The organism is Actinopolyspora sp. BKK2 (assembly GCF_011291845.1).
Classification (GTDB): domain Bacteria; phylum Actinomycetota; class Actinomycetes; order Mycobacteriales; family Pseudonocardiaceae; genus Actinopolyspora; species Actinopolyspora saharensis.
Genome location: NZ_JAANTE010000001.1, coordinates 431,785 through 457,176 on the forward strand (window position 1 = coordinate 431,785; position 25,392 = coordinate 457,176).

At 70.7% G+C, this 25,392-nt stretch carries 20 protein-coding genes and 1 pseudogene; 15 read left to right on the plus strand and 6 right to left on the minus strand.

Features of this window, described 5'->3' with window-relative positions:
* The first annotated feature begins 299 nt into the window (after positions 1–299).
* The gene (locus G9Q41_RS02035; protein ID WP_165631474.1) at positions 300–2,513 is read left to right on the plus strand and encodes a tetratricopeptide repeat protein; all 2,214 of its coding nucleotides are present in this window, start codon (positions 300–302) and stop codon (positions 2,511–2,513) included.
* 35 nt (positions 2,514–2,548) lie between these two features.
* On the opposite strand, the gene G9Q41_RS02040 is transcribed toward G9Q41_RS02035, so the two are convergent.
* Genes G9Q41_RS02040 through G9Q41_RS02050 form a run of 3 tightly spaced genes read right to left on the minus strand, consistent with a single transcriptional unit; the run spans position 2,549 to position 5,459 of the window.
* Positions 2,549–3,172 carry an LUD domain-containing protein gene (locus G9Q41_RS02040; RefSeq protein ID WP_092521383.1) on the minus strand — a complete coding sequence of 208 codons (624 nt, stop codon included), beginning with the start codon at positions 3,170–3,172 and terminating at the stop codon, positions 2,549–2,551.
* The gene (locus G9Q41_RS02045; RefSeq protein WP_092521381.1) at positions 3,169–4,695 is read right to left on the minus strand and encodes a LutB/LldF family L-lactate oxidation iron-sulfur protein; all 1,527 of its coding nucleotides are present in this window, start codon (positions 4,693–4,695) and stop codon (positions 3,169–3,171) included. Before G9Q41_RS02045 ends, G9Q41_RS02040 begins: the two co-directional genes overlap by 4 nt.
* The gene (locus G9Q41_RS02050; RefSeq protein WP_165631473.1) at positions 4,692–5,459 is read right to left on the minus strand and encodes a (Fe-S)-binding protein; all 768 of its coding nucleotides are present in this window, start codon (positions 5,457–5,459) and stop codon (positions 4,692–4,694) included. Before G9Q41_RS02050 ends, G9Q41_RS02045 begins: the two co-directional genes overlap by 4 nt.
* Before the next feature lie 155 nt (positions 5,460–5,614).
* On the opposite strand from G9Q41_RS02050, the gene G9Q41_RS02055 reads away from it, so the two are divergent.
* The 10 genes and pseudogenes from G9Q41_RS02055 to ugpC all read left to right on the plus strand — a co-directional run bounded on the left by G9Q41_RS02055 (position 5,615) and on the right by ugpC (position 15,759).
* Complete coding sequence (locus G9Q41_RS02055) at positions 5,615–6,322, plus strand: FCD domain-containing protein (RefSeq protein WP_092521377.1); 708 nt, start codon at positions 5,615–5,617, stop codon at positions 6,320–6,322.
* A 321-nt stretch (positions 6,323–6,643) separates the two neighbouring features.
* A pseudogene (locus G9Q41_RS02060) lies at positions 6,644–7,747 on the plus strand (Gfo/Idh/MocA family oxidoreductase); the annotation flags it as partial.
* Positions 7,744–8,661: a PmoA family protein gene (locus G9Q41_RS02065; protein WP_165631472.1), complete on the plus strand. Its 918-nt coding sequence runs from the start codon at positions 7,744–7,746 to the stop codon at positions 8,659–8,661. The pseudogene G9Q41_RS02060 and the gene G9Q41_RS02065, both read left to right, overlap by 4 nt.
* Positions 8,662–8,670: 9 nt before the next feature.
* Positions 8,671–9,423 carry a cupin gene (locus G9Q41_RS02070; protein WP_165631471.1) on the plus strand — a complete coding sequence of 251 codons (753 nt, stop codon included), beginning with the start codon at positions 8,671–8,673 and terminating at the stop codon, positions 9,421–9,423.
* Positions 9,423–10,733 (plus strand): ABC transporter substrate-binding protein, encoded by a 1,311-nt coding sequence (locus G9Q41_RS02075; RefSeq protein WP_165631470.1) that lies wholly within the window; start codon positions 9,423–9,425, stop codon positions 10,731–10,733. The genes G9Q41_RS02070 and G9Q41_RS02075 overlap by 1 nt, the downstream gene beginning before the upstream one ends.
* 32 nt (positions 10,734–10,765) lie before the next feature.
* Positions 10,766–11,707, plus strand: a complete 942-nt coding sequence (locus G9Q41_RS02080) for a sugar ABC transporter permease (protein ID WP_165631703.1) — start codon at positions 10,766–10,768, stop codon at positions 11,705–11,707.
* 2 nt (positions 11,708–11,709) lie between these two features.
* Positions 11,710–12,576, plus strand: coding sequence for a carbohydrate ABC transporter permease (locus tag G9Q41_RS02085; RefSeq protein WP_092521370.1), 867 nt, complete (start codon positions 11,710–11,712; stop codon positions 12,574–12,576).
* Positions 12,577–12,585: 9 nt separating this feature from the next.
* Positions 12,586–13,221: a hypothetical protein gene (locus tag G9Q41_RS02090; RefSeq protein WP_092521368.1), complete on the plus strand. Its 636-nt coding sequence runs from the start codon at positions 12,586–12,588 to the stop codon at positions 13,219–13,221.
* 142 nt (positions 13,222–13,363) lie between these two features.
* Entirely contained in the window at positions 13,364–14,515 is a 1,152-nt protein-coding gene (locus G9Q41_RS02095; protein ID WP_092521366.1) for a Gfo/Idh/MocA family oxidoreductase, read from the plus strand.
* 149 nt (positions 14,516–14,664) lie between these two features.
* Positions 14,665–15,759: a sn-glycerol-3-phosphate ABC transporter ATP-binding protein UgpC gene (gene ugpC, locus G9Q41_RS02100; protein WP_092521364.1), complete on the plus strand. Its 1,095-nt coding sequence runs from the start codon at positions 14,665–14,667 to the stop codon at positions 15,757–15,759.
* A 111-nt stretch (positions 15,760–15,870) separates the two neighbouring features.
* Here ugpC and G9Q41_RS02105 read toward each other — a convergent pair whose 3' ends face one another.
* On the minus strand, positions 15,871–16,902 hold the full coding sequence (locus G9Q41_RS02105) for a LacI family DNA-binding transcriptional regulator (protein ID WP_092521362.1): 1,032 nt from the start codon (positions 16,900–16,902) through the stop codon (positions 15,871–15,873).
* Between the two features lie 289 nt (positions 16,903–17,191).
* Here G9Q41_RS02105 and G9Q41_RS02110 point away from each other — a divergent pair, with 289 nt between their 5' ends.
* Genes G9Q41_RS02110 through G9Q41_RS02120 form a run of 3 tightly spaced genes read left to right on the plus strand, consistent with a single transcriptional unit; the run spans position 17,192 to position 20,233 of the window.
* Positions 17,192–18,355 (plus strand): dihydrodipicolinate synthase family protein, encoded by a 1,164-nt coding sequence (locus G9Q41_RS02110; protein WP_165631469.1) that lies wholly within the window; start codon positions 17,192–17,194, stop codon positions 18,353–18,355.
* Positions 18,352–19,194, plus strand: a complete 843-nt coding sequence (locus G9Q41_RS02115; RefSeq protein ID WP_092521358.1) for a sugar phosphate isomerase/epimerase family protein — start codon at positions 18,352–18,354, stop codon at positions 19,192–19,194. The genes G9Q41_RS02110 and G9Q41_RS02115 overlap by 4 nt, the downstream gene beginning before the upstream one ends.
* 28 nt (positions 19,195–19,222) lie before the next feature.
* A complete protein-coding gene (locus G9Q41_RS02120) occupies positions 19,223–20,233 on the plus strand; it encodes a glycerate kinase (RefSeq protein WP_165631468.1) in 1,011 nt (336 codons plus the stop codon).
* A gap of 136 nt (positions 20,234–20,369) precedes the next feature.
* On the opposite strand, the gene G9Q41_RS02125 is transcribed toward G9Q41_RS02120, so the two are convergent.
* Positions 20,370–23,114: a hypothetical protein gene (locus tag G9Q41_RS02125; RefSeq protein WP_207630396.1), complete on the minus strand. Its 2,745-nt coding sequence runs from the start codon at positions 23,112–23,114 to the stop codon at positions 20,370–20,372.
* 790 nt (positions 23,115–23,904) lie between these two features.
* On the minus strand, positions 23,905–24,951 hold the full coding sequence (locus G9Q41_RS02130) for a LacI family DNA-binding transcriptional regulator (RefSeq protein ID WP_092521352.1): 1,047 nt from the start codon (positions 24,949–24,951) through the stop codon (positions 23,905–23,907).
* A gap of 133 nt (positions 24,952–25,084) precedes the next feature.
* Here G9Q41_RS02130 and G9Q41_RS02135 point away from each other — a divergent pair, with 133 nt between their 5' ends.
* The gene (locus G9Q41_RS02135; RefSeq protein ID WP_165631466.1) at positions 25,085–25,348 is read left to right on the plus strand and encodes a hypothetical protein; all 264 of its coding nucleotides are present in this window, start codon (positions 25,085–25,087) and stop codon (positions 25,346–25,348) included.
* The last annotated feature ends 44 nt before the right edge of the window (positions 25,349–25,392 follow it).

Genomic DNA, 25,392 nt, shown 5'->3' on the forward strand with positions numbered 1-25,392 from the left:
CTTCCCTCTGCTCTGATCGGACTGTGGAAAGCGCATTCCAACACTCCGGGGCGACGCACAACAAGACTCTGCCGCCGAAAGGAGCAGCCGATTGGACCGGCCCGCGCAGCAGGACCGGTCACCGCGACCGCCGCGAGTCCCACGACGGCCGCCCCGATTCCGGACGCGCCGGACGAAGTGCTTGTCCGCTCGCGCGAGCAGTACTACCCACGAACGGGGCGAACGGCGAATCCGTCGGGAACGTTTCACTGATCGCATGGCGGGAGTCGGTAGTGCCGCGAACTCAGGGGACAGCAGCAGTGCCAGGCGAGAGCACACCGGCTCACCGCACCAACCACACCGCAGACCCCGGCCCGTCCACCACGGACGACGAACCCGCCGGGCCGGTGCCGGACAACGCGCTCCGGCCAGAGACCGTCCACCACGGACCGCACCTGCCCGAGCACTGCCTCGGCACGTCGCCCACGCCCCGGCAACTTCCCCCACCGCCCCACCCGCTCGTGGGCCGGGACGCGGAACAGGCCGAACTGGACGCACTGCTGCGGGACCCCACCGAGCAATCCGCGCTCATCTCCATCAGCGGCCCCGCGGGCATCGGCAAGACCGCCCTGGCGCTGCACTGGCTGCACCGGCAGCACGCCCGCTTCCCCGACGGGCAGCTCTTCGTCGAGGGCAGCTCCCCCGACGTGGACACCCCGCGCTCGGCGGCCGACCTCCTCGGCCACCTGCTGCGCTCCCTGGGCGTGCCCGCCGAGGAGGTCCCGCTGGGCGTAGGCGGGCGACTGAGTCGATACCGCTCGCTGACCTCGGGAAAATCCCTGGTCGTCCTCGTCGACGACGCCGTCTCCGCCGCGCAGGTGCGCCCGCTGCTGCCGAACTCCGCCACCGGCGCCCTGCTGGTCACCAGCCGGATGCGACCGGCAGGCCTGGCCCTGGACGGGGCGCGCTTGCTGGACGTCGCCCCGCTCGACGAGCGGAGCGCTCTGCGCGCGCTGTCCGGACTCCTCGGCAGCGAGCGCACCGCGGCCGAACCCGACAGCGCGCGGGAGCTGGCCGAGCTGTGCGGCACAGCTCCCCTGGCACTGGAGCTGTGCTCGGCACACCTGGCAGAGCGCCCGCAGTGGACACTGCAGCACGCGGCCACGTGGCTGCGCGACCAGCGAGGCCGAGGCACCGCCCCCACCACCGCGGAACCGGCGGTGTCGGCCGTCATCGACTCCTGCTACCGCGGCCTGTCCGCCCGGGCCGCGACGCTCTACCGGCGCCTGGCCCAGCACCCGGGCCCCGACCTGCCCCGCGAACTGGCACGACACCTGGCCGAGACCGACGAGGCAGGCGAGGACGGCGAGGGCGATCACGCGACCGCCCTGGCAGAACTGCGCCGAGCCCGGCTGCTCCGGGGAACCGACCGGCGCCACCGCTTCCCCGACCTCGTCCGCGCCCACGCGCGCACGACCGGCGAGCACCTCGACACCCCAGCGTCGCGGGCCCAGACCCTGCGGCGGGCGCTGCACTGGTACCTCGCCCGCGCGGTCGCCGCCGACCTGGTCATCACGCCGCAGCGCCACCGAATCGCCGCGCACCACGCGCGGCAGGCCGCGCACCGCACCACCTGGTCCGGCGCGACCGAGGCCCTCGACTGGTTCGACCGCGAACGCGCCAACCTCGCGGCCGTGCTCACCGAGGCCCACCGGACCGGCCACCACGAGGTGGTCTGGCAGCTGTGCGAGGCCATGTGGGGCTTCTTCCTGCACCGCAAGCACTACCGCGACTGGATCGACTCGCACCACCTCGGCATCCGGGCGGCCGCCCGACTCGGCCACCACCGCGCCGAGGCGCGCCTGCGCTGCCAGCTCGGCTTCGCCCACCTCGACCTGGAGCAGTTCGACGCGGTGCTCGAACTGTGCACCCCGGCGCTGCGCCTGGCCGAGACCTGCCTCGACCGCTCCGGCATCTCCACGGCGCTGTCCCAGCTCGCGAAGGCGGCCCGGGGCCGCGGTGACCACGAGCTCTCCCTGCGCTACTTCCGCCGCGCCCTGCGGCTGGACGAGAACACCGGCAACCGGCGCGGCATCGCCCTGCGCTGCCGACGTATCGGCACCCTGCTCGCGGAAACGGGCAACCACGGCGAAGCAGCGATCAACCTGGACCGGGCGCTCGCGCTGCTGACCGAGCTCTCCGACCACCGTGGACGCGCCAGAGCCCTCACCGACCGGGGCGACCTCCACATCCGCCGCGGGGAGCTCGCCGCTGCCGAGACGTGCCTGACCGAGGCGCTGACGGTGATGCGCGAGTCCGGCTCACCCGCCTACCAGGCCGATGTCCTCGGCGAGCTCGGCGAGCTCGCGACCCGGCGCGGCGAGATCACCACGGCCCTGCGGCACTGGAGGGAGGCCGAGCGGCTGTACCGCCTGTCCGCCCACCCGCGGGCGAGCCGGATGCGCGCGCGGGTGGACGAGCTCGCCAGCGGGCTTCCCGCGAGCAGCGGCCCCGGCGAACCACCACGGGAGTGAGGCCGCCGGGCCGCGCAGTCTTCGCCCCTCCCGGTTCAGCCGTCCACCCGCACCACCACGCGCAGCGTGCGCGGACCGTGCACCCCCTCGACCCGGTCCAGCTCGATGTCCGAGGTCGCCGAAGGGCCGCTGATCATGGTCGTCGGCCGCACGGGGTCGAGCCTGCCCACCGCCTCGGGGACACCGACGACCACGGAGGACAGGTCCACCACGCACACGTGCAGATCCGGCACCAGGGTCAGCGCCCGCCTGCCCTGAGCGGCCGACGCGTCCAGGAAGACGGTGCCGGTCTCGGCGCACGTCACCGCCGAGGAGGTCACCACCCCGTCCACGTCCTCCAGCCACCGGACCGGCGACTCCCCCGAGTCGACCTCCACCCGGCCGGTGAACTCCTCCAGCCAGGAACCGTCCAACCCACCGGGCACCGCGACCAGCCGCGCGTCCCCGAGCGCCTCGGCGACCGTGGTCGCGGTCTCGGCCACCGAACACCGGTACACATCGGCCCGGTACTCGCCGAGCCGGTCCACGAGCAGCTCCAACCGCTGCTCGTCGGGCAACTCACGCCGCCCCCGGTACTCGCGGGGAACGGTGACCGGCTCCGGGGGAGCGGCGGCCAGCGCGTCCCGCACCCGGCCCAACACGACGTCACGCGCGTTCACGACTCACCTCGCTCGGCCTCACGACGGGCGGCTCGGACCGCTTCCCGGCCGTCCTCCGAATTCCACCACTCGCGGAACGTCCGCTTCGGGGGCGCGGGCAGATCACGCGCCGAGGTCCAGGCGTTCAACGGCGGCGGCAGCGCGCTGATCCGCCCGTCCGACCCCCCGAGCACCCGCCCCAGCCGGGAGGCGCGCTGGGCCTTGGTGAACCGCTTGGCCGAGGACATGGCCAGCGAGGACGCCCGCATCATCGCGGCCTCGGCGCTGTAGCGGCTCTGCTCCACGTGCTGGTGGCGCAGCTCCACCAGCAACGAGGGAATGTCGATCTTGACCGGGCACACGTCGTAGCACGCCCCGCACAGGCTCGACGCGTACGGCAGGGAGGCGTTCGGATCGTCCCGCGACTCGTGCATCCCCGCCAACTGCGGAGTGAGCACCGCGCCGATCGGCCCCGGATAGGTCGAGCCGTAGGCCTTGCCACCGGTGCGCTCGTACACAGGGCACACGTTCAGGCAGGCCGAGCACCGGATGCACTGCAACGCCTCGCGCCCCACCCCGTCGGCCAGGGTGGCGCTGCGCCCGTTGTCCAGCAGCACCAGGTGGAACTCCTCCGGGCCGTCCCCCTCGGTCACCCCGGTCCACATCGAGGTGTAGGGGTTCATCCGCTCCCCCGTGGACGAGCGCGGCAGCAGCTGGAGGAACACCTCGAGGTCGGTGAAGCTCGGCACGAGCTTCTCGATGCCCATCACCGTGATGAGCGTTTCCGGCATGGTCAGGCACATCCGGCCGTTGCCCTCGGACTCGACCACGCTCAGCGTGCCCGTGTCGGCCACCCCGAAGTTCGCCCCCGAGATCGCCACCCGCGTGCTCATGAACTTCGAGCGCAGGTACTTGCGGGCCTCCTCGGCCAACCGCTCCGGGTCGTCGTCCAGGTTCGGGTCCACCCCCGGCATCTCGCGCAGGAAGATGTCGCGGATCTCCGCGCGGTTGCGGTGAATGGCCGGCACCAGGATGTGCGAGGGCCGGTCGGCGCCCAGCTGGACGATCAACTCGGCCAGGTCGGTCTCCACGGGCGCTATCCCCGTCGACTCGAGGTGCTCGTTGAGTCCGATCTCCTGGGTGGCCATCGACTTCACCTTCAGGACCTCGTCCGACCCCTTGTCCACGACCAGCCGGGTGACGATCTCGTTGGCCTCGTCGGCGTCGCGGGCCCAGTGCACCACTCCCCCGCGCTCGGTCACCTCGCGCTCGAACCGCTCGAGCAGCTCGGGGAGCCGGGCCAGCACATCGGCCTTGAGCGCCGAGCCGGCCGAACGCAGCTCCTCCCAGTCGGGCAGCTCGTCGACCATCTGGTTGCGCTTGCCCCGGATCGTCGTGGTGGCCTTGCCGAGGTTGCGCCGCTGCTGCGTGTCGTCCAGCGCGGTGTGTGCCGCCTCCGGGAAGGACTGGTCACCGCGCAGGTGCCCGGTGGCGTGCGGGGCCCGGGGCGGCGGGGTGGGAACCCCGAGGAACGCGCTGCTCATACCGAAACCTCCTCTCGCGAACGATCCCGCTGCTCGGTGGACGCCAGGATCTCGGCCAGGTGCACCGTGCCGATCCCGGTGCGCAGCCGGGAGAGCCCACCGTCGATGTGCATCAGGCAGGACGCATCGCCCGCGCTGCAGAACTCCGCGCCGGTGGTGGTCACCGCGCGCATCTTGTCCGAGAGCATCGCCGTGGAGGTCTCGGAGTTCTTGAGCGCGAAGGTCCCGCCGAAACCGCAGCACTCCTCGGCCCGGGGCAGTTCGACCAGCTCGATCTCGCGCACCTGCTCGAGCAGCCGCAGCGGCTTGTCCCCGACCCGCAGCATCCGCAGCGAGTGGCACGTCGGGTGGTAGGTCACCCGGTGGGGGAAACGCGCTCCGACATCGGTGACTCCCAGCACGTCGACGAGGAACTCGGACAGCTCGTAGGTCTTGGCGCAGGCCCGCTCCACCCGCTCGCGCAGGGACGGGTCCCCGTAGCGCTCGGCCACGATCTCGTGCTGGTGGCGGATCGACCCCACGCAGGAACCGGAGGGGGCGACCACGGCGTCGACCGACTCGTCGGCGAAGTCCGCGGTGTAGTTGCGCACCAGCGGCAACGCGTCGGCCTGGTAGCCGGTGTTGACGTGCATCTGCCCACAGCAGGTCTGACCGGGCGGGAACACCACTTCCTGCCCGAGCCTGGTGAGCAGGACCGCCGTGGCCTTGACCGCGTCCGGGAACAGGGTATCGCCCAGACACGTGGCGAACAGTGCGACGCGCATTTCCTTCCTTCCCTCTGTGGTCTGACCACACTAGGTCACCGTCACCCGGCCGTGAAGTCCCCTTTCGGAGATCGATTACCCGACTTCCGAGTGTGCTCGCTCGAACGGGCGCGAGCAGCGGGAGACCGCGCGGCGACACCGCTAGACTCGGCCGCATGGCCACCGCCGCTCCGCGCGCTTGGGAACGAGTGCTCGCACGCATCGAGTCCGACCTGCTCGACGGCAGGCTCACCCCCGGACAGCGGATCCCCGGCGAACGCGCCCTGGCGGGCGAGCTCAACGTCGGGCGCTCCTCGGTGCGCGAGGCGATGCGCGTGCTGGAGGCGCTGGGAGTGCTGCGCGCGCAGACCGGGTCCGGCCCGGAGGCGGGAGCGATCATCCTCACCCGCCCGACCGGTGGGATGAGCGCCCTGATGCGTCTGCAGGTGGCCGGGCGGGGTTTCCCGGTTCCGGACGTGGTCCGCACCAGGGTGATCCTGGAGACCTCCTCGGTGTCCGAACTGGCCGCCCGGACCGAACCGGTGGACCTGTCCGAGGTCGACGGACTGCTCGACGCGATGGACGCCCCCGAGCTGTCCCGGCAGGAGTTCCTCGTGCTCGACGCGCAGTTCCACCTCGCGCTGACGCGAGCGGCGGGCAACCAGGTGGTGACCGCGATGATGAGCGGACTGCGGGACTCGATCGAAACCTACACCGGGCGGATCGCGGCCGCGCTGGACTCCTGGGAGGACACCGCGAACCGGCTGCGCGCCGAGCACAGGGCGATCGCCGCCGCCGTGCGCGACGGCACCGCGGACCTTGCCGGTGAGCGCGTGGCCGCCCACATCAGGGGTTACTACGCCGCTGCCACCCCGGAGGAATAACCTCCCCCTCCGCGGCGAACGATCTCCGCATCCCGCGTTCTCTCCGGGAAACCCCACCGCAACCGCGCCTTATCCGGGTGGAAACACCGGCGCGGCACCGGAGCGGGCCACCGCTGCCCACCGACCCGCTCACCAGCACGACCCCGAAGCGCTGCCGAGCACTTGCTCCCGAGCGCGAAGCAACCCGCGAACTCCTCTTGTGGCGAGCGTTACAAGCGGGTTAATGTCTCCCGCACGAGAAAGCGCTTTCCAACGTTTCGTTCGAGGCGAAGGGCGTCTCGACGCACACGAGAGGAGAAAGCCACGTCCCCCGCGAACACTCGCCTCCGCGCCGCCGTCATCGGAACCGGCGCCGTGGCGACACACCACCTGTCCGCACTGTCCGAACACGACGAGATCGACCTCGTCGCCGCGGTCGACGTCGACCCGGCGCGCCTGGAGACCTTCCGCGCGGGGAACCCGACGATGCGGGGCTACACCGACCTGCACGAGATGCTCAACACCGAGAAACCGGATCTCGTGTCCGTGTGCACCCCGCCCGCCCTCCACGTGGAACAGGTCAAGCAGGCGTTGCGGGCCGGCGCCTGGGTGTGGTGCGAGAAACCTCCCTGCCTCTCCCTGGCCGGCTACGACGAGATGGTCGACGCGGAAGGCACGAACGGGCCCTACGCCTCCTTCGTCTTCCAACAGCGCTTCGGCTCGGGAGCCGAGCACGCGAGCACGCTGCTGTCCAGCGGTGAACTCGGCACTCCGCTGGTCGCGCACTGCCAGACCACCTGGTACCGCGACTCCCGGTACTTCTCCGTGCCCTGGCGCGGCAAGTGGGAGACCGAAGGCGGTGGCCCGGCGATGGGACACGGCATCCACCAGATCGACCTGCTGCTGCACCTGCTCGGGCCGTGGACGGAAGTGCAGGCCATGACCGGACGCCTGCAGCACGACATCGACACCGAGGACGTCTCCACCGCGCTGGTGCGGTTCTCCTCCGGGGCGCTGGCCACCATCGTCAACAGCGTGCTCTCCCCGGACGAGTCCAGCCGGATCCGCCTGGACTGCTCGGAGGCCACGCTCGACCTGATCCACCTCTACGGGCACGGCAACGAGAACTGGCACTACACCCCGGCCCCGCACGTCACCGACCAGGAGCGGATCGCCCGCTGGCGCACCCCCGAACGCGACGAACCGAGCTCGCACCGCTGGATGCTGCGCGAGCTGGTCACCGCGATGCGCGCGGGAAAGCGACCCCCCTGCAGCGGGCGGGACGGACGCCGCGTGCTCGAACTGCTCACCGCGCTCTACAAGTCGGCGGCCACCGGCCGCGCGGTCTCCGCCACGGAGATCGACCCGGACGACCCCCACTACACGGTGATCCACGGCGGACACCCGGAGAAACTGACTCGACGGGGAAAGGCGAGCACCACATGAGTCATCCCATCACGGTGACGCACCGGCACGGCGAGAGCATCACCGTCGAATCCGAGCACACCGAGCTCATGACCTACGTGTACAAACCGGATCCGGTCGAGTTCGAGTCCAGGAAACCCTACCTGCACCCCCTGCGCACCCTCGCCGGCAACGCGGTGACCGGCTACCGGCCCAACGACCACCGCTGGCACAAGGGGCTGCAGATGACCGCCAGCCACGTGTCCGGGCAGAACTTCTGGGGCGGGAACACCTACGTGCGCGGTGAGGGCTACCTCGCTCTGCCCGAGCGGGTCGGCTCCATGCGCCACGAGGGTTTCGAGGCCTTCGACGTGGACCCGGACGAACTGCGCTTCGTCGAGAACCTGCGCTGGCTGAACAACGGCGGCGACCCGTGGGCCTTCGAGCGGCGCGGGCTGCGCGCGCACTCCGTGAACCCGGCCAACGGCACCTGGGCGCTGGACTGGTCCATCCGGCTGACCAACACCTGCGCCGAGCCGCTGCGCTTCGGCAGCCCCACGACCGAGGGCCGCGAGATGGCCGGCTACACGGGGCTGCACTGGCGCGGCCCGCGGGAGTTCACCGGCGGCACGGTGCGCGGGCCCGGCGCCACCGGGGCCGACGCGATGATGGGTGCCCAGGGGCGCTGGCTGGCCTTCACGGGCGAGCACGACGAAGTCGACGGCCACTCCACCGTCGTGTTCGAGCACGGCCCGAGCAACTCCGAGTCCGTGCACGAATCGCACTGGTTCGTGCGTTCGGACCCCACACCGGCCGTGGCGATCTCCTGGGCCTTCTTCGAGGAATTCGAACTCCCCGCCGGGGAGAGCTTCGAGTACACCTACCGAATCCTGATCGCCGACGGCGCGCTGGACCACGAACGAATCGACAGGACTCTCGACGAACATCCCTGGTAGGAGACCGTCATGACCGAATCCCCCGGCCTTTCCCTCCCGGGATCGATCGGGCTCTCACACGTGCGTTCCTACGACTGGCCGACCGAGGACGGACTCGCCGGTGGTAGCCCGCACGTGCACCTGGCCTGCACCGAGGCCTACGTGGTCACCCACGGCCGCGGTGCGGTGCAGACGCTGAGCACGGATGGATACCGCGAGCACGAGCTCGAGCCCGGTGCCGTGGCCTGGTTCGCCCCCGGCACGGTGCACCGGATGGTGCAGCACGAGGACCTGCGGGTCACGGTGCTGATGCAGAACAGCGGCCTGCCCGAGGCAGGCGACGCGGTGTTCACCTTCCCGCCCGAGGTGCTCGCCGAGCCGGACTCCTACGCCGCCGCCGCGAGCATCCCGCGCCAGGCCGACGAGCAGGAGAAACGAGCCGCCGCTCAGCGACGCAGGGACCTGGCCGTGTCCGGGTACCTGACCCTGCGCGAGGCGCTGCGCGCGGACGATGCCGGGCCGCTGCGCGAGTTCCACCGGGCGGCCGCGCGACTGGTGGCGCCCAAGGTGGACCACTGGAGGAAGCTGTGGCGGCACGGCGCGCTGGCCGCCGCCGAGCACACCGGTGCCCGCCTGGACCGCCTGGCCGAAGGCGATCCCGCCGACCTGGAGAGCTCCGAGGTCTGCCTGGCCCACCCGTCCCGACGGGACGGGTACGGCGTGTGCGGGCTGCGCGACGAGTACGAGATCCCCGGTGCGACCCTTCCCTACGGAGGCGAGTGATGCCGGACAAGCCCCAGAAGTCACCGACTCCGCCCCGCACCGGGATCAAGGTCTCGGCGCTGACCTTCGCGGTGCTGACGCTGTGCGGCCTGCTGGCGGGCTGCGGCGCGGGGACGAGCGGATCCACCGGCGGCAAGGTCGAGTTGCAGTTCAGCTGGTGGGGCAACGCCGACAGGGCCGCCGCCACCAACGAGGCCGTCGACCTCTTCGAGCAGCGCCACCCGAACATCGAGGTGCAGACCTCGTTCTCCAGCTACAACTCCTACATCCAGAAGCTGGCCACCCAGGCCGCCGGGGGCAACGCCCCCGACGTGATGCAGCTGGACTACCGGCAGATCAGCCAGTACGCCTCCTCCGGGCTGCTGCTCCCGCTCGGGGACCGCCCCGAGGTGAGCACCGAGGAGGTGGACTCGGGCATGCTGCGCACCGGACAGGTCCGCGGAACGCAGTACGCGATCCCGATGGGACGCACCTCGCAGGTGCTGGTCTACGACTCCGCCGCGTGGCAGCGCGCCGGCGTGTCCGAACCGCGTTTCGACTGGACGTGGCAGGACTGGAGCGCGGCCATGCGCAAGCTCAACGAGAACACCGACCAGGCCGGCTCCACCGATCCGGGATGGAGCGAGGACTGGTTCGAGGTGTGGCTGCGCGGCAGGGGCAAGAGCCTCTACACCGACAGCGGCGAGCTCGGCTTCACCGAGAACGATCTCGCCAAGTTCTGGAGCTTCACCAACGGGCTCAGCCAGCAGGGCGCGGTCAGCCCGGCTCGCCAGACGACGCAGATAGACGGCTCGGCGGCGAACATGCCGTTCGGCCGCGGCAACGCCGCCTCCGGCATCACCTGGGACTCCGCCGTCGGCGGCTTCCAGGCCCTGATCGGTGACAGCCTGCGGCTCGCCCCGTTGCCCTCCGGTCCGGACGGCACACCGGGGCAGTACTTCAAGCCCTCGATGCTCGTCGGCGTCTCCGCCAACAGCCCCCACCCGGAGGAAGCCTCCCAGCTCGTGGACTTCCTGATCAACGATCCGGCCGCGGGCGACGTTCTCGGGGTGAGCCGCGGAATGCCGGTCAACCAGGACATCCGTGCCGACATCACCCCCTCCCTGAGCGGCCTGGACAAGCGGATCGCCGACTTCCAGCAGCGTCTCGAGGGCAAACTGCTCGACCCGCCGAGCGCTCCCCCCGCCGGTGACCTCGCGCTGCAGACGACCTTCCAACGCGACTACGACCACGTGGGCTTCGAACTCCGATCGCCGCGGCGGATGGCCGAGCAGTTCCTCACCAGCGTGAGATCGGAGTTGCAGCAATGAACGTCGAAGCCCCTGACCAGAAGAAGCCGAGCATGCCCCGGGGGATCGAACAACCAGCGGGTGCGCCCCGAGAAGAGCAGGCAACGCGGCGGAAGCGAAACCGCGAGGGCGCCGCCTGGGTCTTCCTCTCACCGTGGCTGCTCGGGGCCGCGGTGCTGACGCTGACCCCGATGCTGGCCTCGCTGTACCTGTCGTTCACCAAGTACGACCTGTTCACCGCCCCGGAGTGGGTGGGCCTGGACAACTACGTGCGCATGTTCACCGAGGATCCCCGCTACTGGCGGTCGGCGGTGAACACCCTGGTGTACGTGGTGGTGGCCGTGCCACTGCAACTCGCGGCCGCGTTGGCCGCGGCCCTGGCGCTGAACTCCATCGGACGCGGCAAGGGCTTCTACCGCTCGGCCTTCTACGCCCCCTCGCTGCTCGGCGCGAGCATGAGCATCGCGCTGGTCTGGCGCGCCCTGTTCAACGACGGCGGCACCGTGGACGACCTGCTGTCCTCGTTCGGGGTGAACATGGGCGGCTGGGTCAACCAGCCGGGCTGGGCCCTGCTGGTGGTGGCCCTGCTGACGATCTGGCAGTTCGGCGCCCCCATGGTCATCTTCCTCGCGGGGCTGCAGCAGATCCCGGGCGAGCTGTACGAAGCGGCCGAAGTGGACGGTGCCGGACGGTTGCGGCGCTTCCGCGCGGTGACCCTGCCGATGCTCTCGCCGGTGCTGTTCTTCAACCTGGTGCTGCAGACCATCCAGGCCTTCCAGGTCTTCACGCCCGCCTTCACCGTCAGCGGGGGCCGCGGTGGCCCCGCGGACTCGACGCTGTTCTACACGCTCTACCTGTACGACCGGGGATTCACCGCATCGCACATGGGATACGCCTCGGCGATGGCCTGGGTGCTGCTCGTGGTCATCGGCATCGTGACCGCGCTGCTCTTCCGCAGTTCACGCTCCTGGGTCTTCTACAACGATAAGGGGTGACGATGGTAGCCGTCAGAGGATCTATCACCGGTCGCGGACCCGACTGGGGCCGCATCGGACTGCACGTCGGCTGCCTGGCCGTCCTGCTGGTCATGCTCTACCCGCTGGCCTGGCTGATCGCGACCTCGTTCAAACCCGCCGACGAGGTGATCTCGAGCCTGCGCCTGCTGCCGAGCAGGCTCGAGCTGGGCAACTACGCCACGGCCCTGGAGGGCGTCGGCGGGGTCAGCGTCCTCAGGCTGATCGGCAACTCGCTGATCATCTCCGTCGGTTCCGTGCTGGGCAACGTGCTCAGCTGCTCCCTGGCCGCCTACGCGTTCGCCCGCCTGCGCTTCACGCTGCGGGGACCGCTGTTCGCGCTGATGCTGGCCACGATCATGCTCCCGCAGCACGCGATACTGATCCCCCAGTACATCGTGTTCAACCAGCTCGGGCTGGTGAACACCTTCTGGCCACTGGTCCTGCCGAAGTTCCTCGCCACCGACGCGTTCTTCGTCTTCCTGACCGTCCAGTTCATGCGCGGGATCCCCAAGGAGCTCGACGAGGCCGCCACGCTCGACGGGTGCGGCCCCTTCCGCACGTTCTTCCGGATCATCCTGCCGCTGAGCAGGCCCGCGCTGATCACCACGGCCATCTTCACCTTCATCTGGACGTGGAACGACTTCTTCCTGCAGCTGATCTACCTGTTCGAGCCGGAGAAGTTCACCATCACCCTGGCACTGCGGTCCTTCGTGGACACATCCAGCCAGTCGGCCTACGGTCCGATGTTCGCCATGTCGGTGATCGCCCTGCTGCCCATCGTGCTGTTCTTCATGGCCTTCCAACGATTCCTCGTCCAGGGCATGGCCAGTTCCGGCGTGAAGGGGTGAGCTCTTTCGATGACCGCCACATCACAGCCGAAGGAACACCGCGGCCCGTTCGGACCGAGCTTCGAACTGTTCGCCGACATGCTGGGCATCGGGGTGGCCACCACGCTGGCCTCGCTGCCCGTGGTCACCGCCCCCGCCGCGGTCTCCACGGCCTGCGGGCAACTGCGGGAGCGGTCCCGGGGAGGGCGTGGCCCCGGAGGGCTCGGGTACGCGCGCCAGTTCCTCCGGAGACTGCGCGGCGAACGAGCCCTGCCCGACCTCACCGCGGGAGTGCTCGCGCTGAGCACGGGAGCACTGCTGGCGCTCGACCTGTTGCTGACGCGCACGAGCAACGGTTTCCCCGGGCAGGAATTCGTCACGGTGATTCTCCTGCTCGTGGCGTTGGCACTGGTTCCGATCGGACTGCGCGCCGTGGCCCTGCCCGAGTCCGAGCACGACTGGCGCGCGGCGCTGACCACGGCCTCCCGCACCACCGCCACCGACCCCGTCGGCAGCCTGCTGCTGTTCGGGGCCGTGGCCGTGTCCGCCCTGTGCGTGTGGATGCTGCCCGTGCTGGCAGTGCTGATCCTGGGCCCGCTCAGCCTGGCCGCCGCGGCCGTCGAGGAGCGCAGACCCCGCCGTGGCTCGGAGAGCTCACCGGGTTGAGCCGCAGCACGAGTTCCCGCTCCGGGTGAACCGGGCGCGGAAAAACCGAAAAGCACGCCGGACTCCCCTGCGTGCGAACGCGCTTCGCCGCGCGGGAGTCCCGACCGAGAAACAGCACTGTCGAAATCGAGGCACTGTTCGCATGACCACGAAAACGCTGCGCATCGCGCTCAACGGAGTCACGGGACGAATGGGGTACCGCCAGCACCTGCTCAGGTCCGTGCTGGCCATCCGGGATCAGGGAGGCGTCGAAACCGCCGGGGGCGACCGGGTGACCGTGGAACCCGTGCTGATCGGCCGCAGGCCCGAGAAGCTCGCGGAAATAGCGCGCCGGCACGACATCTCCGAGTGGAGCACGGAACCGGACACCGTGCTCTCCGACGATTCCGTGGACGTGTACTTCGACTCCCAGATCACCGCGGCCCGGCAGAAGGCGATTCGCTCGGCCGTGGAAGCGGGCAAGCACGTCTACTCCGAAAAACCGGTCTCGGAAACCGCGGAACAGGCCCTCGAACTGGCCCGGCTGGCCGAGGGCGCCGGAGTGTGCCACGGCGTGGTGCACGACAAGCTGTTCCTGCCCGGTCTGCTGAAGCTGCACCGCCTGCTGGAAGGCGGGTTCTTCGGTCGCGTGCTGTCCGTGCGAGGCGAGTTCGGATACTGGGTCTTCGAAGGGGACTGGCAGTCCGCCCAACGCCCCAGCTGGAACTACCGCTCCGAGGACGGCGGCGGGATCGTGTCCGACATGTTCTGCCACTGGCACTACGTGCTGGAGAACCTGTTCGGGCGGGTCGATTCGGTCACGGCCAAGGCCACCACGCACGTCCCCCGGCGCTGGGACGAGCAGGGCCGGCCCTACGAGGCCACCGCCGATGACGCGGCCTACGGAATCTTCGAGCTCGAAGACGGGGCGATAGCCCAGATCAACTCCTCGTGGGCGGTGCGGGTCAACCGCGACGAACTGGTCGAGTTCCAGGTCGACGGCACCGAGGGAAGCGCGGTGGCCGGATTGCGCGGGTGCAGGTTGCAGCACCGCACCATGACCCCGAAACCGGTGTGGAACCCGGATCAGCCCGTCACCGAGCCCTTCCGCGACCAGTGGTCCGAGGTTCCCGACAACGCGGAGTTCGACAACGGGTTCAAGGCCCAGTGGGAGCAGTTCCTGCGGGACGTGGTCGGCGGGACGAAGCACCGCTACGACTTCTTCGCCGGAGCCAGGGGGATCCAGCTCGCCGAAGCCGGGCTGCGTTCCTCCGCGAGTGGACAGCGGATCCCGCTGGAACGCATCGACAGGTGACCGGCGCTCGTTGACCCGATCGCCAGGGGGATCACTCGGCGGCCCCCGGGCGAGCACCACCCGCCCGGGGGCCGCTCGAGGCCGGCAGCGCAGCAGGAGACCGACCTCGAACAACTGAACGAACGGCAAAAACCTCAGAAGGAGGAACGATGGCACAGGTCGCGTACAACAAGGCCGCGCGGGTTTTCGGCGGGACCCCACCCGTCCGCGCGGTCGACGGTCTGGACCTGACGGTCGAGGACGGGGAGTTCCTGGTTCTGGTCGGCCCCTCCGGCTCGGGCAAGTCGACCGCGCTGCGCATGCTCGCCGGTCTGGAGGAGATCGACGAGGGCGGCGTGCGGATCGGTGACGTGGACGTGACCACGATGCCGCCGAAGTCCAGGGACATCGCGATGGTGTTCCAGTCCTACGCGCTGTACCCCCACATGACCGTGGCCGAGAACATGGGCTTCGCCCTGAAACTGCGCCGCATTCCCAAGCAGGAGGTGCGGCGCCGGGTGGAGGAGGCGGCCGAACTGCTGGACCTGACCGGCTACCTCGACCGCAAGCCGAAAGCGCTGTCCGGGGGACAGCGCCAACGCGTGGCCATGGGGCGCGCCATCGTCCGCGAACCGTCGGTGTTCCTCATGGACGAGCCCCTGTCCAACCTGGACGCCAAACTGCGGGTGGAGACCCGGGCCAACATCGCCTCGCTGCAACGTCGGCTCGGCACCACGACCATCTACGTCACCCACGACCAGGTGGAAGCCATGACCATGGGACACCGGGTCGCCGTCCTCGCCGACGGGGTCCTGCAGCAGTGCGAAACCCCGCGGGAGCTCTACGAACGCCCGGCCAACTCCTTCGTGGCCGGGTTCATCGGCTCGCCCGCGATGAACCTCCGCACGGTGCCGCTGACCCCGGAAGGAGCGGAACTGGACGAGGTCTCCATCCCGGTTCCCCGCTCGGCGACCTCCGGACCGTCCGACGACTCCGAGATCACCATCGGCATCCGCCCCGAGTCGCTGCACCTGGTCTCCTCCGCGGAGAACAGCCTGCCGCTGCAGGTGGAACTCGTCGAGGAGCTGGGGGCTGACTGCCTGATACACGGTCGGACGGTCTCGGGTGCGCACAAGGACCCGCTGATCATCCGCGGGGACGGCCGCAAGCCGCCCACACCGGGCGAGACCGTGAACGTGGCCGTGCGCGATCTCGACGAGATCCACCTGTTCGACGCCGGAAGCGGAGAAAGGCTGGTGAGCTGATCCCGACGGCACCGCGGAGGGGCTGCGGCCCGGAAGCCGAGACGACGCCCACCGGACGGCAGCCCCGCTCCACGGCGGTCCTGCGCGCGCCGCGCCGAGACGGCCCGGCGCTCAGCCGATCCCCGGCGTGCTGGCCCGCACGACCACCTCTCCCCGGAAACGACGCACCCTCGCCCGGTCGGCGGGCTCGTCGAGCAGGAAACCGAGCGCCTCCTCCCCGAGGCGTTCCAGCGGAATGCGCACCGTCGTCAACGAGGGCCACACGTCCCGCAGACTGGCGATGTCGTCGAAACCGGCCACGGCCAGCTCCTCGGGCAGGCGCACCCCCCGCTCGCGGAACGCGGACAGGGCGCCCACCGCCATGACGTCGTTGACCGCGAACACGCACTCCACACCGCCGCCCCGGTCGAGCAGCTCCTGGGCCGCCGCGTGGCCCCCGTCCCGGGTGAAAGCACCGTTGAGCACGTTCCGGCGCGGCAGCTCGATCCCCCTATCGCGCAGCCCCTGCCGGAATCCGGCCAGCCTGTCCCGCGCCGTGATCAGGTCGGTGGGGCCGGCCAGGACCGCGAACTCGCGATAGCCCAGCTCCACGAGCTTCTCGGCCAGCGCGCTCGCCCCGGCGCGGTTCTCCACCACCACCGTGTCGGCGGGCAGCTTGTGCTGTCCGATGGCGGCGGCCCGCCCGCCCGCGGCCGTGTAGGCCTCGACCTCCGCGCGCAACGACTCCAGGTCCTCGTGGTTGGTGGTTCTGCTGCCGACGAGGACGATGCCGCGCGCCTGCTGCCTGCGCAGCGAGGCCACGTACTCGGCCTCGCGCTCGAAGCGACGCTCGGTCGTGGACAGGTTGATGATCAGACCGTGGGGTTCGGCGGTGCGGACGATGCTGGCGGCGATCGTCGAGAAGTACGGATCGGCGATGTCGGGAACCACCAGACCCACGACGTCCGTTCCGCCCCGGGCCATGGCCTGTGCGGGCGCACTCGGCGAGTAGTCCAGTCTGGCCGCGGCCTGCCGGACGCGTTCCCGCAGGTCGGTCCCGACGCTGCGGGTACTTCCGTTGAGAACCCGCGACGCGGTCGCCAACGACACACCGGCCTGGCGCGCCACGTCGACCAGATTCACCTTGCCGGAACCGCGCGGCATCAGTCCTCCCTGGGGACTCGTAGCAGAACTCCGTCCGGATGGCCGGTTACCCGGCCCGTGGGAGCGACGCCCGCAAGGCGTCCGCCCCCAGCACCGGAGTCACGCGCCCCGCTCGGGGGACGCACAGCCCCGAGCCGAACGGATTCCTGTTGGACGTCTCAACTCGAAGCGCTCCGATGCTACCTGCTCGGCGGGAACCTCTCCGGGAAAGCTCCCGCTGTTTTCTTGCGTTCACGCTACCCTGCCACCTAAGCTCCGGAAAACGCTTTCCGACGTTTTCGAGGTTTCCGTGTCGCACACCATCCAACTGCCCGATGCGGACGGTTCGCTCAACACCCACCGCATGAGCGAACCGATCCCCCGCCTGACCGAGTCCACCCCACCCGAGAGCCGCGTCGCCTACGCGGCCGCCCACGTCGTCGGCGACCCCTGCGGCACCAACGCGCCGGGATCCCCCGCCGAGGTCGACTGGGAGTCCACGATGGCCTTCCGCAGGCACCTCTGGAGCCACGGCCTCGGAGTCGCCGAGGCCATGGACACCGCACAACGCGGCATGGGACTGGACTGGGCCGCCACCCGCGAGCTGATCCACCGCAGCGCCGCCGAAGCCGCCGAGGTCGGCGGACGCGTCGCGGCAGGCGTCGGAACGGACCACCTGCCCGCCGATGTCACCGATCCGGACGAGATCACCGCGGGTTACGCCGAGCAGCTCGAGGTCACCCAGCAGGCAGGCGCGCGGGTGATCCTGATGGCGAGCAGGCAGCTCGCCGCCGGGGCTCGCGACGCCGCCGATTACCACAAGGTCTACGACCGCCTGCTGTCCGAGGTGCAGCACCCGGCGATCCTGCACTGGCTCGGACCGGCCTTCGACCCCGCGCTGGAGGGCTACTGGGGCTCGACCGACATCGCCGCGGCCACCGAGACGCTGCTGGAGATCCTGCACGCGCACGCCCACCGGATCGAGGGGGTCAAGGTCTCGCTGCTGGACCTCGAGCACGAGATCCAGCTGCGTTCCCGGCTTCCCGAGGGAGTGCGCCTGTACACCGGCGACGACTTCAACTACCCGCGCCTGATCAAGGGCGAGGGCGGGAGCCACAGCGACGCGCTGCTCGGGGTGTTCGCCGCGATCGCCCCCGCGGCCTCCGCCGCGCTGCGCGCGCTGGACAACGGGGACGAGACCACCTTCGACGAGGTGCTGGCCCCGACGGTGCCGCTGGCCAGGCACCTGTTCTCCACGCCCACCTACTACTACAAGACCGGAATCGCCTTCCTGTCGTGGCTCAGCGGGCACCAGCCCGGCTTCACCATGGTCGGTGGGCTGCAGAGCGGACGCAGCATCCCCCACCTCGCCGAGACCTTCCGGCTGGCCGACCGGGCCGGCCTGTTCCCCGACCCGGAACTGGCCGCGACGCGAATGCGGCAACTGCTCGACGTTGCGGGGGTACCTCGTTGACCGACGGAAACACCACACCCGCCGACCTCTCCCTCAACCAGAAGACGCTGAACAACAGCTCGCTGCCCGAGGTCGTCGACGAGTGCCTGACAGCGGGCGTGCCCGCCGTGGGGCTCTGGCGCGAGCCCGTCCACGAAGTCGGCGTGCGCGAAGCAGCCCGCCTGGTGAAATCGGCGGGGTTGCGGGTCTCCTCGCTGTGCCGGGGCGGGTTCCTCACCGCCGACACCCCCGAGCGCCGCCGCGAGGCGATCGCGGAGAACCGGCGGGCCCTCGAGGAGGCGGCCGAGCTCGAGGCCCCGTGCCTGGTGCTGGTCGTGGGCGGCCTCCCCGAGGGCTCGAAGGACCTGGCGGCGGCACGCCGCGGGGTCGCCGAGGCGCTGGCGGAACTGGCCCCCCTCGCCGAGCACTACGGCGTGCGCCTGGCCCTCGAACCGCTGCACCCCATGTACTGCGCCGACCGGGCCGTGCTGTCCACCCTCGACCAGGCCCTCGAGCTGGCCGAACCGTTCCCCGTGGAACAGGTCGGAGTCGTGGTCGACACCTTCCACGTCTGGTGGGACCCGCGCCTGTTCGAGCAGATCGAACGGGCCGGGTCGCGCATCGCCTCCTACCAGGTGTGCGACTGGCTGACCCCGCTGCCCGCCGACGTCCTGCTCGGCAGGGGCATGATGGGCGACGGGCACATCGACTTCGCCCCGATCGACACCGCCGTCCGCCGGACCGGATACTCCGGAGACGTGGAGGTCGAGATCTTCAACGAGGACGTGTGGTCGCGACCGGCCCGCGAGGTCGTGGAAACGACCGTCGACAGGTACCGCCGCTTGGTACATCCCCGGTAACCCCGACACTCCCGGGAGGGAAGCACGGATGCGCGTAGTGGCCGCCCCGGACAAGTTCCGCGGCTCGGCGAGTGCCCGTGATGTCGCCGCCGCTGTCGCGAGCGCGGCCACCGCGCGCGGCGCGGAGTGCGTCGAGCTGCCGATGGCCGACGGCGGGGAGGGCACGCTGGAGGCGTTCGGCGGGGCGAACCGCCGAACCACGGTCACCGGACCGCTCCACGGGAACGTGGCGGCGGGATGGCGGTTGACCACCGACGGTCGCGCCGTGGTCGAGATGGCCACCGCCTCGGGGCTGGCGCTGGCCGGAGGCCCCGAGCACAACGCTCCGGAGGAGGCCACCACCCGGGGAACGGGCGAGCTGATCGCCACGGCCCTGCGGGCCGGGGCCGGCCGGGTCCTGGTCGGCCTGGGTGGTTCCGCCACCACGGACGGGGGGCTCGGCGCCGTCGAGGCGCTGGAGGACTTCGCCCCGCTCGACGGACGAGCGGGCCACCCCGAAGTGCTCCTGTGCTGCGATGTGGACACCGTTTTCACCGAGGCCGCCGCGGTGTTCGGCCCCCAGAAGGGTGCGAACGCGCTCCAGCGTGCCCGGCTGACCGAACGGCTGGAGCGGCTCGCCGCGCACTACCGGGACCGCTTCGGCGTCGACGTGACCGGCCTCGCCGGCAGCGGGGCGGCCGGTGGACTGGCCGGTGGACTCGCCGCGCTGGGCGCCCGTCCGGTGTCCGGTTTCGGGACCATCGCCGAGGAGCTCGGGCTGGGCACCGCCCTGGACTCCGCCGATCTGGTGGTCACCGGGGAGGGCAAGCTCGACCCGGAGTCCTTCACCGGCAAGGTGGTCGGCGGGGTCACCCGCGCGGCCGAAGAGCGCGGCGTGGACGTGCTCGCCGTGGTGGGAACGGCGGACCCCGCGGCGAGCGGGCGGATCGAGGTCCGGGACCTGTCGGCGGAGTTCGGCAGGGCCGAGTCCTTTTCCAACACCACCGAGTGCGTCCGGCAGAGCCTCGCCGAGCACCTGGCCCACCGGAGGCGCGACTGATCCCCGGAGGCGCGACTGATCCGAGTCCGACGACCGATCCGGACCCGAGCAGAGGGCGGGCGGGGACCGACCGTCCCCGCCCGCCCTCTCGTCGCCGGACCGCGCCTCGCAGGTCTCCTCGGTCGGCGGCAGACCGTCAGGGAGCCTCGTCCGGGGCTATCGCCAGCAGCGACACGATGGCCAGCGTGCGCTGCGCGGCATCGTTGGTCCCGCAGGTGACGAAGTCACCGGACTGGTTGCTGGAGCGGTCCACGGGGATCTCGTCCACCGGAGTGGCTACCGCCGCGCCGTCGACCCGAACCGGGTCCGGCCACGGACGACCGTTGGGGTCCGAAGTGAACTTCTCCCAACCGCGCCGCCGCAACCCGGGATCGTCGAGCTGCTCACCCGCCCAGGCGGTCACTCGCGAGTAGATGGTGCCGAACAGCCCCGGGTCGAAGTCGAAGCCGAACCGGTCGATCTTCTCCTGCGACGGGGCCTGCGCGTACCGCGCGAAGTCCAGGAAGGTCCGGCGGAACTCGGGCACGTCGACCAGCTCGAGCGTCTCCCAGAGGATCTGCTCCCCGCAGAAGGCCATCGACAGGTTGTAGCCGCCCTCGTAGTCGCCCTTGTCGAGATTGGTCAGATGGGCGCTGTCCGGGTCGAAACCGACCGCGCCACCGGCCTCCCCGGTGAACAACCCGGCCGGGAAACCGGCGATGTCGCGCATCCCCGTGACGATCCGGTCCCGCCAGCGCGTGTCGCCCGTGCGTTCCCACTCGGTCAGCCAGTTGCTGACCAGCGCGTACCAGTCGGGGCCGATGCGCAACCTGGTGGGAACCTCGTCCTGCGGGGGCAGCGCGTTGCGCAGCGGCGGCACCCGCACCATGGTCTCGTCGGCCTTCAGCGAGGAGCGCATCAGGTCGCCGAGGGTCTCGTCGGCGGTGAGGTAGTAGCAGAAGCGCTTGGTGAACGACTCGGAGACGCGCGCCTCCTTGGCCCCGCCTCCCCAGTGCGAGACGTTGTGCCGGGCCCCCAGACCGGCGAAGCGCCCGCTGTGGTGGGTGTCGACCTCGCTGAGGTGCTGCGTCATCGCCCGCGCCATCCGGAAGGCGGTCGGGTCCCCGGAGCGCAGGAAGACGTACCAGAGCATCGCGTCGGTGCCGAGCTCACCGTTGTCCCAGGCGTAGCCACCCACGTCGTAGCGCCACTCGTGGCGGTCCGAGTCGTAGGTGTGCATGACGTCGCCGTAGTCCCAGAAGCCGTACCACTCCCGCTGGTCGATCTGTCCCTTGTAGAACTCGATGTCCTGTTCGATGGAGCGCTCCAGTTCGGCCCGCCCCGACGTGCTGCGATCCGGCAGGCTCCACCTGCCGAACACCCCCGCGCCGTGGTACCGGGAGGGCTGCGCGACCAGCTGCGCGGGCGCGTCCACCTCCGCGGACAGCTCGGCCACGCGCTTCCGCGTCGGCGTGGCGGGCAACGCCCACAACCGCATCTCGGTGGACCGCGCGATGCCCTCCGGGGTGCTGAACCCCTCCTGCACGTCCTCGTAGGCCAGGCCGAGCCCGTGCGCCTCGGTGTCGTAGTGCCGCAGATCCATGGCCTCGGCGTGCGGGGAGTACGACCACAGCGTCACCGTCGCGGAATCGGTCGCGGCACCGCTGATGTCGAGCGACCGCGGGAAGCGCCGCCAGAAGTCCTGCAGCCCCACGCCGAGTCCTCCGCTGACACCGCCGAGGTAGCCGAACCCGGCGGCCCGGGAGCCCCGGCCTGCGTTCTTGAGCCAGCTCGCCGCGGAGGAAGTGCGCTTGCGGACCGAGAAGTGCTCGGAGGACTCCTGGAACAGCACGAAGTCGTTCCACAGTGCCAACTCCTGGTAGCCCTCGCGCACCTCCGCGGACCACTCCTGCGGATCGGGAGTGCGCGTTCCCGCGTACTGCGCGTTGCGGACCTCCTCACCCGGATCTCGCCGGAGGCCGGTCAGCACCCGAACCGGTTCCGACCACACGCCCCCGGAATCGGTGCCGAAGCGCACGTGGCGGTTGTGGGCCTCGTCGGCCATGGGCACCGACAGGCGCAGTCCCAGCCCGCGCACGTGGTCCTTGTCGACGTCGGCGTCCCAGACGAAGTTGTGCACCAGACCCACGGACTCGTCCCCCGCGGACAGGTACACCCGCAGCGTCCAGGGCAGGATCCCCCTGCCGCCCGCGCCGCGCCGCTTGCCGTGGTCCTGCTTGTACCGCCCGGAGAGCTTGACCACGGCCCGCACCGGGCCGCGCTGCTCGACCTCGGCGCTTTCCACCACCCCCGACCACTCGAACCGCCGGGGTTCGGCGTCCTCCCCGTCCGGCTGGTCCTGGGTCAGCAGCACCAGTCTTCCCGTGCTCGCGGTCGCGCGACCGTCGCGCCCGACCGAACCGATCACCTCGGTACCGCCCCGGGCCAGGGCGACGTCCACGATCCCGTTGCTCAGCCTGATCCGGCCGGACTCCTCGGAAACGCCGACCGCGTTCTCCGGCTCGGCCGGTTTTCCCTCGGTCAGGTGATAGGAATCCGCCGGGGCGCCGGCTGCCATCGCGTGACCGCTCCACTTCAGCGTCCCGTCCGGCCAGTAGGCCAGCGGCCAGGACTGCAGGGGAACCGCCGCACCGTCCTTGCCGGCCAGGGCGAACGAGGTGTCCGCGGAAACCGCTCCCCGCGGCCACGGCACCCCCCACGTGGCAGCGGCCGGGGCGGCCGGAGTCCCCTCCAGCCAGTGCAGTTCCGTCCTCTCCGGTTTCGCGGTCTCCCCCGCGGCCGGGGCTGCCGCGGCGACTTCGTTGCCGAGGAAAGTGACCGCTGCCGCGGCACTGGCCCCGGCCAGAAAACCACGACGACCGAACGATGGATTCAAGGGCATGGGTGGCCTCCGGACAGTGACTCGTCGAATACCGTCGCGGCTTTTTCCAGCCGGACGTGCTCATTTCCGGTTCTGCGGTTCGGAACGGGCGGAAGACCCGCCGAAACCGGCAACCGGATACACCCGGGCGGGGAAAGCACTTCCGCTCCGCACGCGGAGTCCGCTGGTTCTTCGGGCAGAATGCGTTCGAAAATTCCGGGACCGGCCGTCCGCGCGACCGCAGGCCCGGGAACGCAGCCGGCACCGTCCCGAACGCCCCGATCACGTGGGCAACGCCGCCCGCGGCCGAATTCCCGCGGAGTCGGCCCCACCGGCCCCACCACGCGAGAGCCCGCGGCCGCGCTGCCGAGGAGGGAAGTGCCGGGCGCTTCCCCGCGGAAGCGCCCGGAAACGGCTGCTCGCGAACGCTTCGTCACCTGCGACTCGGACGACGTCATGCTGCGCCCTCTCCGATCCCGTTTTCCCCCGACCGAACGAGCACGGGGGAGAAATCGGCGCGAAGAACCGTCACGGCCTTCGTGAAACCGATTCAATGAAACGTTTTATGAAACGAGACCGTAGATCCGAAGTGTGGCCCAGTCAACACCCGCGGCCACAACGCGCGAAGAGCACCCGCCCGCCCCACCTCCCGGCGGCGGAGCGACACCGGAAGCGCCGCCACCGATAACGCCCCCTCAGACGGGTTCCGCCACCGCGACCCGGAGCTCCCCTCCACCGGGCCGCCCCCGGAGGACGACACACCCGGAGGAAGGGGGTCGCGGGGCGAACCCGCGCGGCAGCGGCGGAGAACTCAGTCCCGTCGGTGCAGTGTGGACCGCCGAACGATGAGCTCCGGGCTGTAGACCACGCTCTCGTGCTCGTGCCCCGGTTCGCCCTCCGTCTCGCGCAGCAACAGCTCGGTGGCGGTGGCACCCATTCGCGCCGCGGGCTGCCGCACCGAGGTCAGCGGGACGGCCGCGGCCTCGGCGAACTCGATGTCGTCGTACCCGATCAGGGCCAGGTCCTCGGGCACCCGGACCCCGGCGTCGAACGTGGCCTGCAGCAGCCCCAGCGCCAGCAGGTCGTTGGCGCAGAACACCGCGGTGGGGCGCGGACGCAGTCCCAGCAACCGCGCTCCCGCGTCCCGTCCGGCCTGGACGTCCAACCGCCCCGTGTCCAGCACCGTCATCGCCTCGGGGGGAAGCCCCGCCTCCGCGACGGCCCGCCGCGCCCCGACGAGCCTGTCCGCGCACTGCGCCAGCTCGGGAGGACCGCTGACGTGGGCCACGTGCTCGTGGCCGTTCTCCAGCAGGTGCCGCATCGCCAGCTCACCGCCGGCCACGTCGTCCACCGACACGGAACAGGCGTCGTCGCTGTCGACCACCCGGTCGACGAACACGTACGGGATCCCGTGCCGCCGGAAGGACAGCAGGTTCTCGCCCGAGGTCTCCGCGGGAGTGACCAGCACCCCGTGCACTCGCTGTTCGGCGAACATGGACAGATACAGCGATTCGGCCTCGGGATCCTGAGCGCTGTGGCACAGCATCACCCCGAGCCCGTGGTTGCGCGCGGCGCGCTCGGCCCCGCGGGACAGGTCCACGAAGAACGGATTGCCCATGTCGAGCACCAGCAGCGCGACCATGCGGCTGTTGCCCGAGCGAAGTTGTCTGGCCGACTCGCTGCGCACGTAACCGAGTTCGTCGATGACCGCGCGAACCCGGGATCGGGTGTCGGCCGAGACCCGATCGGGACGGTTCAGCGCGTTGGAGACGGTCCCGATCGACACGCCGGCCCGGTGGGCGACGTCCTTGATGCTGACCTCTCCCGCGTTGCGACTGCTTCCCCCGGCTGGCACCACGCCTCCCTTGACTCGGATACACCCCCATCTTATCCTTCCGGGAAATAAAACGTTTCAACGACTCGCCGGTCCCCTGCAAGCCGGTGGCCGTCGTGTCCGACAGCGCGCACGCCCCGCAACGGAGCCCCAGGCAATGCCGAACGAAGACGCCGTCCAGGCGATCCCCAGCAGTCCCTCGTCCCGGGGAGGCGGCATCGGTCAGGACTTCGGAGCCGCGTTCGTGCGCGACCGGCACCACGACACCGAAACCGGGAACCCGGCCGTGCTCCGCTCGGCGCGCAACACGCGGGAGCACGCCCCCATGACCCCACCGCAGGCGGCCTCGCCGGTCCCCCGGACACCGGCGAGGCCCGCCACCGCGTGCTCGCGCGCAGCGCGAGCGGCGCGGAACACGTGACCCGGAGTTCTCCGTCCGGGGAGCGCAACAGCACCGACGAGCAC

What these genes read in the sequence shown, in the direction of transcription:
- G9Q41_RS02045 (WP_092521381.1), bottom strand. Translation starts at nt 4,695, where the DNA reads ATGAGCAGCGCGTTCCTCGGGGTTCCCACCCCGCCGCCCCGGGCCCCG.
- G9Q41_RS02050 (WP_165631473.1), bottom strand. Translation starts at nt 5,459, where the DNA reads ATGCGCGTCGCACTGTTCGCCACGTGTCTGGGCGATACCCTGTTCCCG.
- G9Q41_RS02055 (WP_092521377.1), top strand. Translation starts at nt 5,615, where the DNA reads ATGGCCACCGCCGCTCCGCGCGCTTGGGAACGAGTGCTCGCACGCATC.
- G9Q41_RS02065 (WP_165631472.1), top strand. Translation starts at nt 7,744, where the DNA reads ATGAGTCATCCCATCACGGTGACGCACCGGCACGGCGAGAGCATCACC.
- G9Q41_RS02070 (WP_165631471.1), top strand. Translation starts at nt 8,671, where the DNA reads ATGACCGAATCCCCCGGCCTTTCCCTCCCGGGATCGATCGGGCTCTCA.
- G9Q41_RS02075 (WP_165631470.1), top strand. Translation starts at nt 9,423, where the DNA reads ATGCCGGACAAGCCCCAGAAGTCACCGACTCCGCCCCGCACCGGGATC.
- G9Q41_RS02080 (WP_165631703.1), top strand. Translation starts at nt 10,766, where the DNA reads ATGCCCCGGGGGATCGAACAACCAGCGGGTGCGCCCCGAGAAGAGCAG.
- G9Q41_RS02085 (WP_092521370.1), top strand. Translation starts at nt 11,710, where the DNA reads ATGGTAGCCGTCAGAGGATCTATCACCGGTCGCGGACCCGACTGGGGC.
- G9Q41_RS02090 (WP_092521368.1), top strand. Translation starts at nt 12,586, where the DNA reads ATGACCGCCACATCACAGCCGAAGGAACACCGCGGCCCGTTCGGACCG.
- G9Q41_RS02095 (WP_092521366.1), top strand. Translation starts at nt 13,364, where the DNA reads ATGACCACGAAAACGCTGCGCATCGCGCTCAACGGAGTCACGGGACGA.
- ugpC (WP_092521364.1), top strand. Translation starts at nt 14,665, where the DNA reads ATGGCACAGGTCGCGTACAACAAGGCCGCGCGGGTTTTCGGCGGGACC.
- G9Q41_RS02105 (WP_092521362.1), bottom strand. Translation starts at nt 16,902, where the DNA reads ATGCCGCGCGGTTCCGGCAAGGTGAATCTGGTCGACGTGGCGCGCCAG.
- G9Q41_RS02120 (WP_165631468.1), top strand. Translation starts at nt 19,223, where the DNA reads ATGCGCGTAGTGGCCGCCCCGGACAAGTTCCGCGGCTCGGCGAGTGCC.
- G9Q41_RS02125 (WP_207630396.1), bottom strand. Translation starts at nt 23,114, where the DNA reads ATGCCCTTGAATCCATCGTTCGGTCGTCGTGGTTTTCTGGCCGGGGCC.
- G9Q41_RS02135 (WP_165631466.1), top strand. Translation starts at nt 25,085, where the DNA reads ATGCCGAACGAAGACGCCGTCCAGGCGATCCCCAGCAGTCCCTCGTCC.